Genomic DNA, 15,049 nt, shown 5'->3' with positions numbered 1-15,049 from the left:
AGTGTCGCGGGTCAAGTTCCGCGCAGCTTGCGCCAATCGTCCAGCGCCGGGTTAGTATCCGGGCGCATGACATCCTGAGACAAGTCGACATCCGGACCGGGCTTCGCAGCGCCCGGACTATCACCGCGCAAGGTACGCAACTGCTCGATATTGTTCAGAACAGTGGGCAGCCGCAATATGGTTGAGCTGATATCACGCTGAAATTCCTGCATCTTTAACTGGTGCCTTGCGCCAAAATAGAAGGATACGATGACACCCAACAACCACCACAAGGGCTCTGGCACCAAGGCCATGCCTTGCATCCTAGCGGCAAACCACAGCGGGTCCACCATGGCTGCAACGAACAGCCCAAGTGTTCCCAAGGCCAATGCTGGACGTGGCAACCGATTTACCCCATCCATGAAACGGTCAAATGATCCTTTTTGCGCGGTTTGAAACTCACCACCAAACTGCAACATGGCCTGTGTCTGCACTTCGACCCCGCGTTGCGCACGCGCTTCAGCATTCTCACGATAAAGTTCAACAGTTTCTCGAACCGCATTCCGCCCATTCCCGAACAACAGCGCCAACACACCCGAGATCAGTCCCATGCTGCAACCCTTCTTTGAAATTCAATATCCGACATGTGATAGCGCGCAGACAAAAACTCTTCGGCCCGCTTGATCCAACCGCCTTTGCCTCCCGAGCGGCTGCGCGCGTATTTTCTGGATGCCGGTCGTCTATCGGCGAGGCGAAAATAGTAATTGCGCCTTGCCACCCCGTAGGCATCCCGCAAAACAATTGGGTCCGGCTGAGCGGCACTTTCGCAAGCGGCCGCGGTCTTCGGCCCAAGTAATCCATCCACCACCACATTGAATCCCATGTCCCGCAATAGTCGCTGCAGGATTTTTATCGCCTGCGCCCCGGCATTCACATACATGTCAAAGACCGAAGCGTGCAGCAGATTAGGCAACCGCGAGATGCCTGGTTTCTCAAAGTAATGACGTATGAAAATCTCAACCGCTTGCCGCTGGGTCAAAACCTGAACATCACGTACGTCAACCACTCCATCACCGGTTAAATCCAATCCCAACCGCCGCATGGTGTGAATGGTCACACCATATTTTGTGGCGCCACCCGGATCGTCCGGATCATCCACAAACCCGCCTTCCCGCGCCACGATCTCTTTCGCGATCTGTCGAACCGTTTGCATGGCCTTCCCCAACTCGTTGATCAGAGCAACGGTCCTGCAAACATCTTTAAACGCGCTAATAGCAAAGGGCGCTGCCCGCCAATTGCGCGCAACGCCCCGCTTCTTCTGTTCAAAAATACCTCTGCCAGAGGCACGCAGCGCAGCTGCGTTCAGCTACCCTCTGCCTCTTTGTAGACGCCCTGCTCTTTCAGCGCGTCCATAACCTCTTTCGGCATGTAGGTTTCATCATGTTTGGCAAGGATTTCAGTCGCTTCAAACACGCCGTTCACGTAGCTTCCAGTGCCAACCATACCCTGGTTCTCGGTAAACAGATCCGGCAGTACACCCGTGAACGAGACCGGGACACTCTCACCCCCATCTGTAACCACAAAATGTACGGTTTCGCCCTGCCCGCGAATGATCGAGCCTTCTTCAACCAGCCCGCCAATGCGGAACACCTCGGTCGGCTTGGGCGGCTCGGCAATCACCTCGCTGGGGGAACGGAAGAAATTGATGCCATCCTGCAAGGCCCACCCAATCAACGCCGTCGATGCCACCAAGGCAACGACAGCTACCAGAATGACTTGTACTCGACGACGTTTCTTGAGCGTTTTCATACCGTCCTCACGGGAATAGAGGGGCCATCATGAGGCCCAGAGTTTCATCCTCACCTAACATCAGGTTGGCGTTCTGCAAGGCTTGGCCACTGCTACCTTTTGTCAGGTTATCCAGCGCTGCAATCACAATCGCGCGACGTTCGATCCTGTCTGCGACAACACCGATATGGCAGAAGTTCGACCCGCGTACATGATGGGTCGACGGCGCTTCGCCCATTGGCAGCATTTGGATAAAGGGCTCGTCTGCATAAGTCTTTGCCAGCGTTTCATAGACGCTTTGTGGATCACCCTTTACATAAGTCGTTGCCAGAATGCCCCGGTTTGCAGGGATCAGGTGCGGCGTGAACTGTACATGTACAGTGCGACCTGCAAGCTTCGAGAATTCCTGATCAAACTCGCCCAGATGCCGGTGCGTGCCACCGACTGCGTAAGCATTGGAACCTTCACTAAGCTCTGCGTGCAACAAGTTTTCTTTCAGCGACCGGCCTGCACCCGACACGGCGCATTTCAGGTCCAGCACAATATCGTCCAGATCAATTACACCGGCAGAGATCAACGGACGCAGCACATACTGCCCTGTCGCCGCGTTGCAGCCTGTACCAGCGACCAAACGTGCCGACCTGATCTCATCCCGATAGAACTCGGTCAGACCATAAACAGCCTCTTCCTGCTGTTTCAAAGCGCTGTGCGGATTGCCATACCACTTCTCATACTCATCCGGGTCCTGCAGCCGGAAATCCGCTGACAAATCAATGATCTTCAGGTCTTTGGGCAGATCCCGGATCACCTCTTGACTAGTTTTGTGCGGCAAAGCACAGAAACACAGATCGACATTGGAGAAATCGATCTCGGAAATCTTGCACAGATCCGGCAAGTCCATGTGGCGCAGATGCGGAAAGACCTGCGCCATGCTCATCCCTGCCTTCCGTTCGGCGGCCAAAGCAACAATGTGCAGGTTCGGGTGCTCGGCGATCAGCCGCACCAGTTCAGCGCCGGTGTAACCAGAAGCGCCCAGAATTGCGATTTTATGGGTCATGTCAGACCTCTTCTTTACGTGTGTCACATATCACGACCGCCGATGTGACGGTCTTTGAATTAGAAAAATCGGGTAAGTGCGTCCTTGACCTAAATCAGGCCGCCTCGAACGAGATTTGTCGTCGGAGGAATTGCGTCGCCCGATCACTGACAAACCCCGGCTTGCCCGTGGTCAGATAGCCGCCTGCGCCATCGCCAAGCATGTTGGGATGACGTTGCAGATAGTCGGCCAGACTTTCGGCCACCAGATCCCCTTGGCTGAAGACTTGAACGTCTGAGCCCAAAGCGGCCTGAAAGGTCTCGGCCATCAACGGATAGTGTGTGCAGCCTAAAATCGCGGCCTGCGGCTCGGGCATTTTTCGTTTCAAAGCATCCACATGGCTGCGAACCAAGGCTTCGGCCAGAATCATGTCGCCGTCTTCAATGGCATCGACCACACCACCGCAGGCCTGCGCCTCGACATCCACACCGATTGCGCGGAATGCCAGTTCCCGCTGAAAGGCCCGGCTGGACACGGTGGCAGGCGTGGCGAACAAGGCCACATGCTTCACAGCCACTTCACGCGGCGGAGAGTTATCCCCCCACTGCCGTTCGGTCAGCGCTTCGATCAAGGGAACAAAGACGCCCAGAACCCGCTTACCCTCGGGCACGCCTTCTTCCTGCATCCGGCGCAGAGCGGCAGCGCTTGCGGTGTTGCAGGCCAGAATCACCAGATTGCACCCGCGATCCCACAGCTCGTGCACGGCCTTGCGGGTCAGTTGATAGATATCCTCGGCATCGCGCACACCGTAAGGTGCATGAGCACTGTCCGCAAAATACAGGAAATCAACGTCGGGCAGCCGTTGCTGCGCGGCGTTCAGAACGGTCAGACCGCCCAAACCGGAATCAAAGATACCTACTGCCATTTGCCCCTTCAGGCGCGATGCCGTTCCTCAAATTCATAGCCGTAGTCATAGGACTCCAACGGCTCTGGAGACAGCTCATACGTGGCTTTGCGCAGGAAATCCATCATCTTGCGCGTATCCTTACCCAACGGGTTCAGAACGTCGCGCCCGATAGGCTCTCCGATCACCACTTTCACTGGGGTATCGACGCGTTTTTTGAATTCTTTGATCAGGAGGCCCATGCGCAGCGTGTTGTGCAAATGGCTTGCGATCTGGAACAGCCGCGACGTGTGCCCATCAAAGAAAACCGGCACCACAGTGGCATTGGACTTTGCCACCATACGCGCAGTAAAGCCACGCCAACCCGGATCCATCGGATGTGCAAACGGCTTGACGCCGGTGCTGACCGTGCCTCCGGGGAAAATGCCAATCGCCCCACCCTCGCCCAGATAGTTGAGAGCCGTTTTGCGCGTCTCCAAATTCAGCTTCATCGCTTCTTTGGTTTCATCAAACGAAATGGGCAAAATGATACGGTTCAGATCTTCTGCCTTGCGGAACACCCGATGGGCCAGAATACGGAAATCACCGCGTGTCTCAGACAGGATATGCCCCATCATCAGGCCATCCAGAATGCCATAGGGATGATTGGCAATCAGGATCAGGGGGCCATCCGTCGGAATGTTTGCAAGCGATCCCCCCACAACATCCAATGTCAGGCCATAGCGTTCGACCATCACGGCCCAAAAGTCGCGCCCGTTGGCAACGTCTTTCTCGTATCCATCTGCGCGTTTGATCAGGCGCATACGGCCCGTGGTATTCTCCATAAGCTTAATAACCATTCGCCCGCCTTTGGTTTCGGCGGAATGGGCATAAGAGATGTCACGAACAGCATGACGACGAGAAGGCATTTGGGTCTCCGGTTTGTTGCCTGCAAAATAAGTGCAAGTAACAATTTTGCCTAGCCATCGTGACAGGGTTGTGACGAGTTACTCCGCCGCAGCCTTCATCTCAGGCCCGCCGCTGCGGATGGATGCCAGCAACTCCTCGCGCCGTTTGGCTGCTTTGGCCTCGTTTTCCTGCAAAACAGGTCCAAAACCACGGATATCCAGCGGCAGTCGAGCCAAGGCAGAGATCGCATCACGCGTGTCCTGCGACAATAAAGGCAGCACTTCGCGCATGTCCTTTTCGTACTGCCGGATCAAAGCGCGCTCCATCTTGCGTTCGGACGAATACCCGAAAATATCGAACGGCGTCCCACGCAGAGCCTTCAATTTGGTCAGCAACTTCAACGGTCCCATGACAGATTCGCTGAATGCGCGCTTCTTGGGCCTGCCGTTGCTGCCTGTCCCACCGAAAATGGGCGGCGCCAAATGGAAGGTCATCCTAAAGTCGCCATCAAACTCGGCCGCCGCCTTTTCCCGACTGGTCAGCAGAAGGCGGGCAACCTCGTATTCATCCTTGTAGGACAACAACTTGTGATAGCCCTTTGCCACCGCCTCGCGCACCTCGGTATCCTCAATGCTGTCGACCAACTTACGATACCGTTTCGCCAGCCGGGCGCTTTGGTATTCGGTCAGATGCTGTGCACGGAACGCGATGATCTGGTCCAGCGTTTTGGGCATCTCGGCCACGGTTGGCGACAAAATGGACTGCACCTCTTCCGGATGCAGTACAGCCCAACGACCGATATCAAACGCACGCTTATTTCGTTCGACCGCCGTTCCGTTAAGCTCGATGGCGTCAAAGATCGCCTGATGGCTGACTGGCAACAATCCACGCTGCCATGTCGCGCCAAAGATCATCATGTTGGAATAGATCGAATCGCCCATCACTGCGCGCGCCAGATCGGTCGCGTCAAAAAGCGAGACATCTTCTTTCAGCCGCGCCTGCAAGGCCAGTTCCAACTGATCGGCTGGAATGCGAAACTCAGTATTGCGTGTGAAATCGCCCGTAACAGTTTCATGGCTGTTTACGACTGCGCCAGTACGTCCTGTGCGCGTCAGACCCAAGGTCTTCGCCCCGGCGGACACCACCAAATCGCCGCCGATCAGCGCGTGGGCTTCACCGGTGGCGACACGGATGGCACTGATATCTTCGGGACGATTGGCAAGACGGCAGTGGATATGAACTGCGCCACCTTTCTGCGCCAGGCCCGCCATTTCCATCATGCCCGCGCCCTTGCCATCGATCTGCGCCGCCTGAGCAAGAATTGCGCCAAGGGTAACGACGCCTGTACCCCCAACACCCGTGATGACCACGTTATGCGTTCCCTTGATCGCGGGCAGCTCGGGCATCGGCAGGTCCGGCAGGTCGATCTCGGTCGTTGCCTCTTTGCGGATCTTCGCGCCCTCAAGCGTCACGAACGAGGGGCAAAAGCCATTCAGGCAAGAAAAATCCTTGTTGCAGCTTGACTGATCAATGGCGCGCTTGCGGCCCAGTTCGGTCTGTTTCGGCACAATCGACACGCAGTTCGACTGTACTCCACAATCGCCACAGCCTTCGCAGACATCAGTGTTGATGAACACACGCTTGTCCGGGTCCGGGAATGTGCCCCGCTTACGGCGTCGGCGCTTTTCAGCCGCGCAGGTCTGAACATAGACTATGACCGAAACACCTTCGATCTCGCGGAATTTCTCCTGCACTTGCATAAGATCCGCGCGCTCATATGTCTGAACGCTGGCTGGCAGAGCCTTGAAGTTCACGTCTTCCTTTTCGTCATAGACCAGCGCGACCTCACGGACGCCCATCGCCTTGACCTCGGCAACGATCCGTTCTGCGGTCAGGTCGCCTTCGTTGTCCTGCCCACCGGTCATGGCGACCGCGTCGTTGAACAGGATTTTGAAGGTGATGTTCGTTCCTGCAGACAACGCCGCCCGGATCGCCTGAACGCCCGAATGGTTGTAGGTGCCGTCGCCGAGGTTCTGAAAAACATGCTTGGTGGTCGAAAACGGTGCTTCACCAATCCAGTTCGCGCCTTCACCACCCATTTGGGTGAAACCGGTCGTTTCACGGTCCATCCACTGAACCATGTAGTGGCAACCAATACCAGCATAGGCGCGGCTGCCATCGGGCACCTTCGTTGAGCTGTTATGAGGACAGCCCGAACAGAAATACGGAAGCCGCGTCGCAATTTCCTGCGCGTTGTCGGCCCGGCGTGCTTCGGACAACGATGCAAGCCCGGCGTTGATGCCTTCAGTTTCACGCCCCTCTTCGATCAGGATTTCGCCCAGTTTTTCGGCTATCATGATCGGATCCAAGGCACCGCGTGTGGGGAATAATTCTTCCCGGTGCAACGTTCCGGCGCCACCTTTGTACCAGCCATAAACCCTGCGACCCCGCCGGTCGTCAAAAATGGCCTCCTTGACCTGAACTTCGATCAGCTTGCGCTTTTCCTCGACGATCACAATCAAGTCCAGCCCTTCGGCCCAGTCATGGAACCCGGCCATATCCAGTGGGAAGGTCTGCCCAACCTTGTACGTGGTGATCCCCAACCGCTCTGCTTCGGACTCGTCGATATTGAGAAGCGACAAAGCGTGTGTCAGATCCAACCAATTCTTACCTGCTGCGACGAATCCGATCTTGGCCCCCGGCTTGCCCCACATTCGCTTGTCGAGCTTATTGGCATGAGAAAACGTCTCGGCCGCGAACCTCTTGTAGTCGATGACGCGCGTTTCCTGCAGATGCGGGGTATCGCCCAAACGAATATTCAACCCACCTTCCGGCATGTCGAACTCGGGCAAAACAACCTGCATGCGGTCGGGGCTGCCATCCACGACCGAGGTGACCTCGATCGTGTCTTTCATCGTTTTCAGGCCAACCCAGACACCAGCAAACCGACTAAGCGCAAAGCCGTAAATCCCGTAGTCGAGGATTTCCTGAACCCCCGCTGGGCTGACAATCGGCATATACATATCGACCAAAGACCATTCTGACTGGTGCAGAACGGTCGAGCTTTCGCCGGTATGATCATCGCCCATTGCCATAAGGACGCCGCCATGTTTGGCCGTACCGGCCATGTTCGCATGGCGCATGACGTCACCAGATCGATCAACACCCGGCCCTTTGCCGTACCAAAGCCCAAAAACCCCGTCGAACTTGCCGTCGCCTCGCAGCCCGGCTTGCTGGCTACCCCAAAGGGCGGTGGCTGCCAGATCTTCGTTTAATCCGAACTGAAACGTCACATCGTTTTCGGCCAGCGGCTTTTGAGCGCGCATCATTTGCTGATCAACCGCGCCAAGGGGTGACCCCCGATACCCGGTTACAAGGCCCGCTGTATTCAGGCCGGCTTGCCGGTCTCTGGCTTTCTGCATCAGCATCAGCCGGACAAGCGCCTGAGTTCCGTTCAACAGAACGGGGTTTTTCTCAAGATCAAACCGGTCATTTAACGTTATCTGTGGCTGACTCATCAGACGTCTCCCCTCGTCAGATCAGTGTGCTTTATTTCGGTGCATTTTAGGTCATAATTTCTGACCTGTATAGGATTTATCCACTGATAAGTAACGATTTCGCCCTTTGAATGTGGAACTTGTCACCTCTTTCATATAGGCGTTCAAATGGATAACGAAAGTTGCGGCGATGGATTGGGACAAGCTTAGAATATTTCACGCGGTAGCCGATGCAGGCAGCCTTACCCATGCGGGTGACAAGCTCAACCTGTCTCAATCTGCTGTGAGCCGACAGATCCGCGCCCTGGAAGAATCGCTGGATGCCACCCTTTTTCACCGTCATGCACGGGGGCTGATTCTCACCGAACAGGGTGAATTGCTGTTCGATGCCACCTCTGCCATGTCAAAACGTCTTGATGCAGCAGCCGCGCGCATTCGGGACAGTGAGGAGGAAGTCTTTGGCGTGTTGCGCGTTACGACCACTTTTGGATTCGGAACACTCTGGCTGGCCCCCCGCCTGCGCAAATTGTACGAGGAGTATCCCGACCTCAACATCGATCTGATGCTGGAAGAGAGGGTTCTGGACCTGCCCATGCGCGAGGCAGATGTTGCCATTCGAATGAAAGAGCCCAGCCAGGCCGATCTGGTTCGCAAGCGCCTGATGACAGTTCAAATGATGCTGTACGCGACTCAGGATTATATTGAGGCCCATGGCGGAATGCTGAAGTCGCTTGAGGAAATCAAAGATCACCGTCTGATTTGCCAGACCCCTGCGGCACCGCAAGTCGGGGCAAGTGCCGCCATGGTACGCCATCTGATGACGTACAATCCCGGTTCATTGCTGACGGTGAACAACTATTTCGGTGTTCTGCAAGGGGTACTGCACAACTTGGGCATTGGCGTCCTGCCGGACTATGTGACCCAGGATTTTCCGCATCTGGTGCCGGTCTTGTCTGACATCGAAACTGCTGATGTTCCCGTTTATCTGGCTTATCCCGAAGAACTCAGACATTCAAAACGCGTTGGCGCGTTCCGGGATTTCGTTCAGGATGAGATCATTGCACAGCGCAAACAACTGAAACAGATGGGAAAACTCTAGCTATGCGCCCATAGCATATCGGGCATGAGGTCTTTACAGAGTTAAATTCCTTGAACGTTCACAAACTGACCCCTAAATGAGCACTCGAAGGCGGTGATGCTGAAACGCTCATCATCTTCATACCTCCCTGTTGGACTACGGCCGAGCTTATAGCTCGGCCTTTTTTTTGTGCCCTCGCGATTTCCCTGTTTCTAAAGGCGAAATCTTCTGGGAAACCGGCGAAGTTTTTCATATGATCCCGAAAAACAACCATAATTCTCGTGATCGAGGGCAAAAAAGCGATGCTTAATCCACTCCGCCTCTGTTTGGCGCTGGTTTCCATTTTCTTTCTTTCTTTACCAGTTCTTGCTCAGGACACCGCCTCATCCGGTACGGCGTCCTCAGTTTCTATTCCGGAAAATCTAACCCCTGAACAAGTAGACGACCTGGTCGCACGCATGTCAGACGACCAGGTGCGTGCCATCCTACTTGAACGTCTGGATGCCGTTGCCAAGAAGCAGGCCGAAGAACAAGAGAAGCAGGAAGATCCGCTGACCGAGATCAATGAGATATGGGCCGAAATGGTTTCATCCTGGACGCATGTTGTGACAACGATGCCAAATATCGTCACAGCCCAGATAACTGCGTTCAGTAATTTCTCGGGTACTTTTGGAACAACCGGGGTCTTTACCCTGCTGGGGCTTATTCTTTCGGTCCTGGTCGTTGGGTATATCGCAGAAAAGCTGTTCGGCCTGTTCACCCGCCGTTGGCACAAAACAACCGAGGTGGCGGACGAAGCGGATCTTTGGGGCGCAGCACGTTATCTTTTCAGCCGCTTTTGCCGCGAAATTGCCGGATTGATTGTTTTCTACGTGGTCATACGCGCAGTTGGTCGCGGCCTTCTGACACCCGAACAGATTACTTATGCTGCACCGTTTGTCTTCTATCTGATCTGGGTTCCGCGCCTGGGTGCTGCGGTTTCTCGGTTCGTGCTGGCCCCGCAAAAGCCGCAGTATCGCTTGGTCAACATCAACGACCATTGGGCAAAATACCTTCACCGCAACCTGATCGGACTTTTGGTCCTGATTGGCTTTACGTTGTTCATCCTGCGCTTCAACGCGCTGAACGGTGTTTCGGGCGATGAAACCCGAATCGGATTCTGGCTCAACGCGGCTATCCATATCTATATCGGTTGGATCGCCTGGACCGCCCGCGAAGGGCTATCGCAGATGATGCTGGGAACAGACCCCGATTACACCAAATTCGACGAGGAAGTGGCCCGGTATTACCCCTACTTCGCAATCGGGGTTTCGGTGGTCATCTGGCTGCTGGTCGAATTTCTGGTTGCCCAGCGGAATCCCGCAACGCTCAGGCTGCTTGTCGGCGGTGCGCATTTCGCAACGATGTTCTGGTTGCTGATCGCGCCCGCGCTCGACACGCTCATCCGAGGGTTGGTGCGTCACCTGCAACCTCCGATGTCTGGCGAAGGCCCGCTGGCCGAACGGGCCTACAGATCTGCCAAGCGCAGCTATATCCGCATCGGGCGCGTTGTGGCTGGTCTGTTTGTGGTCTTCATGATTGCAAGGGCTTGGCAGCTGGATCTACGCAACGTCGCCTCGGCCGGAGTCAGCGCCGAAGTGGGTGGCGCTGTGATCGAGTTCCTCCTGATCATTGCCATCGGCTACATTCTGAACGAGTTCGTGTCGCTCTACATCAACAGGCGTCTGGCGCGTGAACAAACAGCGGCAGAGGCGCTGGATGAAGAAGCCGGCGGCGAAGGTGGCGGTGCTGGTGGATCGCGTCTGGCAACAGTGCTGCCGCTGCTGCGGATCACCGCTCAGATCACCATTGCGGTCATCTTCGGCCTTTTGGCTTTGGGCGCGTTGGGCATCAACATCACGCCTCTGCTGGCCGGTGCCGGTGTTCTGGGTCTGGCCATCGGTTTTGGCGCGCAGAAACTGGTCGCAGACATCGTGGGCGGCATTTTCTTCCTGATCGACGACGCCTTCCGCGTGGGTGAATATGTGGATGTTGGAGGCACGATGGGCACGGTCGAGAAAATCTCGATCCGGTCGATGCAACTGCGTCACCACCGCGGTCCTGTGCACACCATTCCCTACGGTGAGATTCAGAAGCTGACCAATTTCAGCCGCGACTGGGTGATCATGAAGCTGAAATTCACCGTGCCGTTCGACACTGACCCCAACAAGGTCAAGAAGATCTTCAAGAAGATCGGTGCCGAGATGATGGAGGACGAAACCCACAAGGATGGTTTCCTTCAGCCCTTCAAATCTCAGGGTGTCTTCGACTTTGACGATGTCGGCATGATCATCCGCGGCAAGTTCATGGCCAAGCCCGGCAAGCAGTTCACCCTGCGCAAGGAGATCTTCAACCGCGTCAAGGCCGCCTTCAAGGAAAACGGCATCGACTTTGCCCGCCGCGAGGTGCGCGTTGCAATCCCGGGTTTGGACGAAGCCGAGAACCTGACACCGGAACAGAAGACGGCCGTTGGTGCTGCGGCTGCAGCCGAACTAAACAAGGATCAAGGTTCAGCGTAACCCTCGCCGGTTACAATTGCGATTTGCGCTTGCGATTGAGCGCCTTTTACGGAACCGGCCTAACCGTCGGTTCCGTTTTTCTTTGAAAGACGCACCCTGCGCCGTCTTGACCCTTTCCACACGCGCGCGCTTGCCCTAAAAGGCGCGCAATCTCGGCCCACTTGGACACAGGACAGAAGATGCAAGAGCCCGCCATCACACCCGATCTGATAGCTGCACATGGGCTCAAGCCCGAGGAATACGACATGATCCTCGAGATCATTGGGCGCGAACCGACCTTTACCGAACTGGGTATCTTCTCGGCCATGTGGAACGAACACTGTTCCTACAAGTCATCCAAGAAATGGCTGCGTACCCTGCCCACGTCTGGCCCTCAGGTCATCTGTGGTCCGGGTGAAAACGCTGGTGTGGTCGATATCGGCGATGGTCAGGCCGTGGTCTTCAAAATGGAAAGCCACAATCACCCCTCTTACATCGAACCCTACCAAGGTGCCGCGACCGGTGTGGGAGGCATCCTGCGCGACGTGTTCACCATGGGCGCGCGTCCCATCGCGTCCATGAACGCGTTGTCCTTCGGTGAACCCGGCCATCACAAAACCCGCCAATTGGTGAACGGCGTCGTCGAAGGCATTGGCGGTTATGGCAACTGTTTTGGCGTGCCTTGTGTGGGCGGTGAAGTCCGGTTCCACCCCGCGTACAACGGCAACTGTCTGGTGAACGCATTCGCGGCAGGTCTGGCCGACAGCGACAAGATTTTCTATTCAGCCGCCTCCGGCGTGGGTATGCCGGTCGTTTATTTGGGCGCAAAAACCGGCCGTGACGGCGTCGGCGGTGCGACCATGGCGTCTGCCGAGTTTGACGACACGATCGAAGAAAAACGCCCCACCGTTCAGGTCGGCGACCCCTTCACGGAAAAGCGCCTGATGGAAGCGACGCTGGAACTGATGCAGACCGGTGCCGTGATCTCGATCCAGGACATGGGTGCCGCTGGCCTGACCTGCTCGGCCGTTGAAATGGGCGACAAGGGTGGCCTTGGCGTACGTCTTGATCTGGAAAACGTGCCTCAGCGCGAAGAGAATATGACAGCCTATGAGATGATGCTGTCGGAATCTCAGGAACGTATGCTGATGGTTCTCAAGCCCGAACTTGAGGCTGAGGCCCGGGCCGTGTTCGAGAAATGGGATCTGGACTTTGCAATCGTAGGAGAGACCATTGCCGAAGACCGCTTCCTGATCATGCACAATGGTGAAGTGAAAGCCGATCTGGTTCTGTCCAAGCTGTCCTCGACCGCGCCGGAATACGACCGTCCGTGGGAACCGACGCCCGAGGCCGACGAACTGGCCGAAGTGCCTCAGATCGATCCGATCGACGGGCTGCGCGCCCTGCTCTCTTCGCCCAACTACGCGGGCAAGCAGTGGGTGTACGAGCAGTACGACACCATGGTGATGGCGGACAGCGCCCGCACACCGGGTCTGGGCGCAGGCATGGTGCGCGTCCACGGCACTGACAAGGTGCTGGCCTTCACGTCAGACGTGACACCACGCTATGTGCGCGCCAACCCAGTTGAGGGTGGCAAACAAGCCGTGGCCGAAGCTTATCGCAACCTGACCGCAGTCGGGGCCAAACCGCTGGCCACTACAGACAACCTGAACTTCGGCAACCCGGAAAAGCCCGAGATCATGGGCCAGTTCGTAGGTGCCATTCAGGGCATTGGTGCCGCCGTTGGCGCGCTGGATATGCCCATCGTTTCAGGCAACGTTTCGCTGTACAACGAGACCGACGGTCAAGCGATCCTGCCCACCCCAACCATCGGCGCTGTTGGCCTGTTGTCCCATTCGGACGAAATCATCGGCAACGAGGTTCGCGAAGGCCACGTCGCGCTTGTGATCGGTGAAACCAAGGGCCATCTGGGTCAATCCGCCCTGCTAGCCGAAGTGTTCAACCGCGAAGACGGCGATGCGCCGCATGTCGATCTGGATGCCGAAAAGCGTAACGGTGACTTCATTCGCGCCAATCGCGAAATGATCAAAGCCTGTACCGACCTTGGGGATGGCGGTCTTGCATTGGCCGCCTTTGAATTGGCCGAAGCGGCGGGCGTTGGTGTTCACCTCGACGACGCCCCAACCGAATTCCTGTTTGGCGAAGATCAGGCCCGCTATCTGGTCGCCTGCAACTTCGATCAGGCCGAGGCATTGATGATTGCTGCCGGTCAGGCAGGAGTTCCGCTGGTCTCGGTTGGGCGCTTCACCGGTGATTGCGTGAAGATCGGTGGTTCCGAAGCTCCGCTGGCCGAGCTGACAGACACCTTCCGCACCAGCTTTGCTGCGGCTGTGGCCTAATATACAGGTTTGTTCTCGTCTCAAATACGGAAATCCTCTGCGTCTAACCGCGCGTAGGATTTGCCGAGTTTGTCCGCACGTGCCATCTTGCACGCCCCGCCCCATCGCTCTACATCTTGGGAAAGACTTTCAGGAGTGAACCTACATGCCGATGAGCGCCCACGAGATTGAAACCCTGCTGCGCGAGAGCTTTCCCAACGCGGAAATTCAGGTTGGTGGCAGCGATGGCGTTCATATGTCCGCCATGATCGTGGATGAAAGCTTTCGTGGTAAAAACCGCGTTCAGCAACAACGCGCCGTTTATGCGGCTCTGAAAGGCAAGATGGACGGCCCGGATGGAGAATTGCACGCACTGGCGCTGACCACCAAAGTGCCGGAGTAATGGATGAAGCTTTCGGCTGGGTAACGCTAAGGATTGCCTGGCTCATTTTCGACATTATCAATCTTGCCACGATCCTGTTTTGCGACCTGCCGGAGCTAATAAAATATGGCCCAAGGTATTGGCGTGTCACACGTAAAATGAGACGCCGCGTATACGAAAGAAAGTTGGGATAATCTGCTAAATTTGCAAACTGCGGCCCCTGCCCCATAGACGCCAAATACAAGGAAACGCGAAATGACCGATGTGAAAACCCAGATCGACGAAACCGTCAAAGCCAATGACGTGGTGCTGTATATGAAAGGCACCAAAGAGATGCCCCAGTGCGGCTTCTCATCCCGCGTGGCCGGCGTTCTGAACTATATGGGCGTAGACTATGCCGACGTGAACGTTCTGGCTGACGAAGAAATCCGTCAGGGTATCAAGGACTATTCAGACTGGCCGACCGTGCCGCAGCTTTACGTCAAAGGCGAGTTCGTTGGCGGTTGCGACATCATCACCGAAATGACCCTGTCCGGTGAGCTGGACACGCTGTTTGATGAAAACGGAGTCGGCTACAACAAAGATGCAGCCGACAAGATCCGCGAAGCAAACGCATAAGCC

The 15,049-nt window shown here is 56.0% G+C and carries 12 protein-coding genes; 5 read left to right on the top strand and 7 right to left on the bottom strand.

Going from position 1 to position 15,049, the window contains the following annotated elements:
• Nucleotides 1–11: 11 nt before the first annotated feature.
• The 7 genes from AC2FNU_RS04505 to AC2FNU_RS04475 all read right to left on the bottom strand — a co-directional run bounded on the left by AC2FNU_RS04505 (nucleotide 12) and on the right by AC2FNU_RS04475 (nucleotide 8,113).
• The gene (locus tag AC2FNU_RS04505) at nucleotides 12–590 is read right to left on the bottom strand and encodes a holin family protein (RefSeq protein WP_496785353.1); all 579 of its coding nucleotides are present in this window, start codon (nucleotides 588–590) and stop codon (nucleotides 12–14) included.
• Nucleotides 581–1,192: a holin-associated N-acetylmuramidase gene (locus tag AC2FNU_RS04500; RefSeq protein ID WP_496785351.1), complete on the bottom strand. Its 612-nt coding sequence runs from the start codon at nucleotides 1,190–1,192 to the stop codon at nucleotides 581–583. Before AC2FNU_RS04500 ends, AC2FNU_RS04505 begins: the two co-directional genes overlap by 10 nt.
• A gap of 149 nt (nucleotides 1,193–1,341) precedes the next feature.
• On the bottom strand, nucleotides 1,342–1,788 hold the full coding sequence (ccmE, locus tag AC2FNU_RS04495; RefSeq protein ID WP_171089834.1) for a cytochrome c maturation protein CcmE: 447 nt from the start codon (nucleotides 1,786–1,788) through the stop codon (nucleotides 1,342–1,344).
• A gap of 7 nt (nucleotides 1,789–1,795) precedes the next feature.
• Nucleotides 1,796–2,824, bottom strand: a complete 1,029-nt coding sequence (gene argC, locus AC2FNU_RS04490; RefSeq protein WP_496785347.1) for an N-acetyl-gamma-glutamyl-phosphate reductase — start codon at nucleotides 2,822–2,824, stop codon at nucleotides 1,796–1,798.
• 94 nt (nucleotides 2,825–2,918) lie between these two features.
• The gene (locus tag AC2FNU_RS04485; protein ID WP_496785343.1) at nucleotides 2,919–3,728 is read right to left on the bottom strand and encodes a glutamate racemase; all 810 of its coding nucleotides are present in this window, start codon (nucleotides 3,726–3,728) and stop codon (nucleotides 2,919–2,921) included.
• 8 nt (nucleotides 3,729–3,736) lie between these two features.
• Nucleotides 3,737–4,615, bottom strand: a complete 879-nt coding sequence (locus AC2FNU_RS04480; RefSeq protein ID WP_496785340.1) for a lysophospholipid acyltransferase family protein — start codon at nucleotides 4,613–4,615, stop codon at nucleotides 3,737–3,739.
• A gap of 78 nt (nucleotides 4,616–4,693) precedes the next feature.
• The gene (locus AC2FNU_RS04475; protein WP_496785338.1) at nucleotides 4,694–8,113 is read right to left on the bottom strand and encodes an indolepyruvate ferredoxin oxidoreductase family protein; all 3,420 of its coding nucleotides are present in this window, start codon (nucleotides 8,111–8,113) and stop codon (nucleotides 4,694–4,696) included.
• A gap of 169 nt (nucleotides 8,114–8,282) precedes the next feature.
• Here AC2FNU_RS04475 and AC2FNU_RS04470 point away from each other — a divergent pair, with 169 nt between their 5' ends.
• The 5 genes from AC2FNU_RS04470 (at nucleotide 8,283) to grxD (ending at nucleotide 15,046) form a co-directional block, all read left to right on the top strand.
• On the top strand, nucleotides 8,283–9,191 hold the full coding sequence (locus tag AC2FNU_RS04470) for a LysR family transcriptional regulator (RefSeq protein ID WP_496785335.1): 909 nt from the start codon (nucleotides 8,283–8,285) through the stop codon (nucleotides 9,189–9,191).
• A gap of 437 nt (nucleotides 9,192–9,628) precedes the next feature.
• Nucleotides 9,629–11,728, top strand: coding sequence for a mechanosensitive ion channel family protein (locus tag AC2FNU_RS04465; RefSeq protein ID WP_496785334.1), 2,100 nt, complete (start codon nucleotides 9,629–9,631; stop codon nucleotides 11,726–11,728).
• Between the two features lie 179 nt (nucleotides 11,729–11,907).
• Nucleotides 11,908–14,067 (top strand): phosphoribosylformylglycinamidine synthase subunit PurL, encoded by a 2,160-nt coding sequence (gene purL, locus AC2FNU_RS04460; protein ID WP_496785332.1) that lies wholly within the window; start codon nucleotides 11,908–11,910, stop codon nucleotides 14,065–14,067.
• Between the two features lie 145 nt (nucleotides 14,068–14,212).
• Entirely contained in the window at nucleotides 14,213–14,449 is a 237-nt protein-coding gene (locus AC2FNU_RS04455) for a BolA/IbaG family iron-sulfur metabolism protein (RefSeq protein ID WP_480498144.1), read from the top strand.
• A gap of 234 nt (nucleotides 14,450–14,683) precedes the next feature.
• Nucleotides 14,684–15,046 carry a Grx4 family monothiol glutaredoxin gene (gene grxD / locus AC2FNU_RS04450; protein ID WP_171089818.1) on the top strand — a complete coding sequence of 121 codons (363 nt, stop codon included), beginning with the start codon at nucleotides 14,684–14,686 and terminating at the stop codon, nucleotides 15,044–15,046.
• Nucleotides 15,047–15,049 lie beyond the last annotated feature (3 nt).

This window comes from Ruegeria sp. BHSB064 (genome assembly GCF_059613205.1).
The sequence above is the reverse complement of the archived record's forward strand: the minus strand, read 5'-3'. Positions and strand labels throughout refer to the sequence as shown.

Excerpts from the sequence above, each read along its gene's own strand:
- AC2FNU_RS04505 (WP_496785353.1), bottom strand. The coding sequence starts at position 590 with ATGGGACTGATCTCGGGTGTGTTGGCGCTGTTGTTCGGGAATGGGCGG.
- AC2FNU_RS04500 (WP_496785351.1), bottom strand. The coding sequence starts at position 1,192 with ATGCAAACGGTTCGACAGATCGCGAAAGAGATCGTGGCGCGGGAAGGC.
- ccmE (WP_171089834.1), bottom strand. The coding sequence starts at position 1,788 with ATGAAAACGCTCAAGAAACGTCGTCGAGTACAAGTCATTCTGGTAGCT.
- argC (WP_496785347.1), bottom strand. The coding sequence starts at position 2,824 with ATGACCCATAAAATCGCAATTCTGGGCGCTTCTGGTTACACCGGCGCT.
- AC2FNU_RS04485 (WP_496785343.1), bottom strand. The coding sequence starts at position 3,728 with ATGGCAGTAGGTATCTTTGATTCCGGTTTGGGCGGTCTGACCGTTCTG.
- AC2FNU_RS04480 (WP_496785340.1), bottom strand. The coding sequence starts at position 4,615 with ATGCCTTCTCGTCGTCATGCTGTTCGTGACATCTCTTATGCCCATTCC.
- AC2FNU_RS04475 (WP_496785338.1), bottom strand. The coding sequence starts at position 8,113 with ATGAGTCAGCCACAGATAACGTTAAATGACCGGTTTGATCTTGAGAAA.
- AC2FNU_RS04470 (WP_496785335.1), top strand. The coding sequence starts at position 8,283 with ATGGATTGGGACAAGCTTAGAATATTTCACGCGGTAGCCGATGCAGGC.
- AC2FNU_RS04465 (WP_496785334.1), top strand. The coding sequence starts at position 9,629 with ATGTCAGACGACCAGGTGCGTGCCATCCTACTTGAACGTCTGGATGCC.
- purL (WP_496785332.1), top strand. The coding sequence starts at position 11,908 with ATGCAAGAGCCCGCCATCACACCCGATCTGATAGCTGCACATGGGCTC.
- AC2FNU_RS04455 (WP_480498144.1), top strand. The coding sequence starts at position 14,213 with ATGCCGATGAGCGCCCACGAGATTGAAACCCTGCTGCGCGAGAGCTTT.
- grxD (WP_171089818.1), top strand. The coding sequence starts at position 14,684 with ATGACCGATGTGAAAACCCAGATCGACGAAACCGTCAAAGCCAATGAC.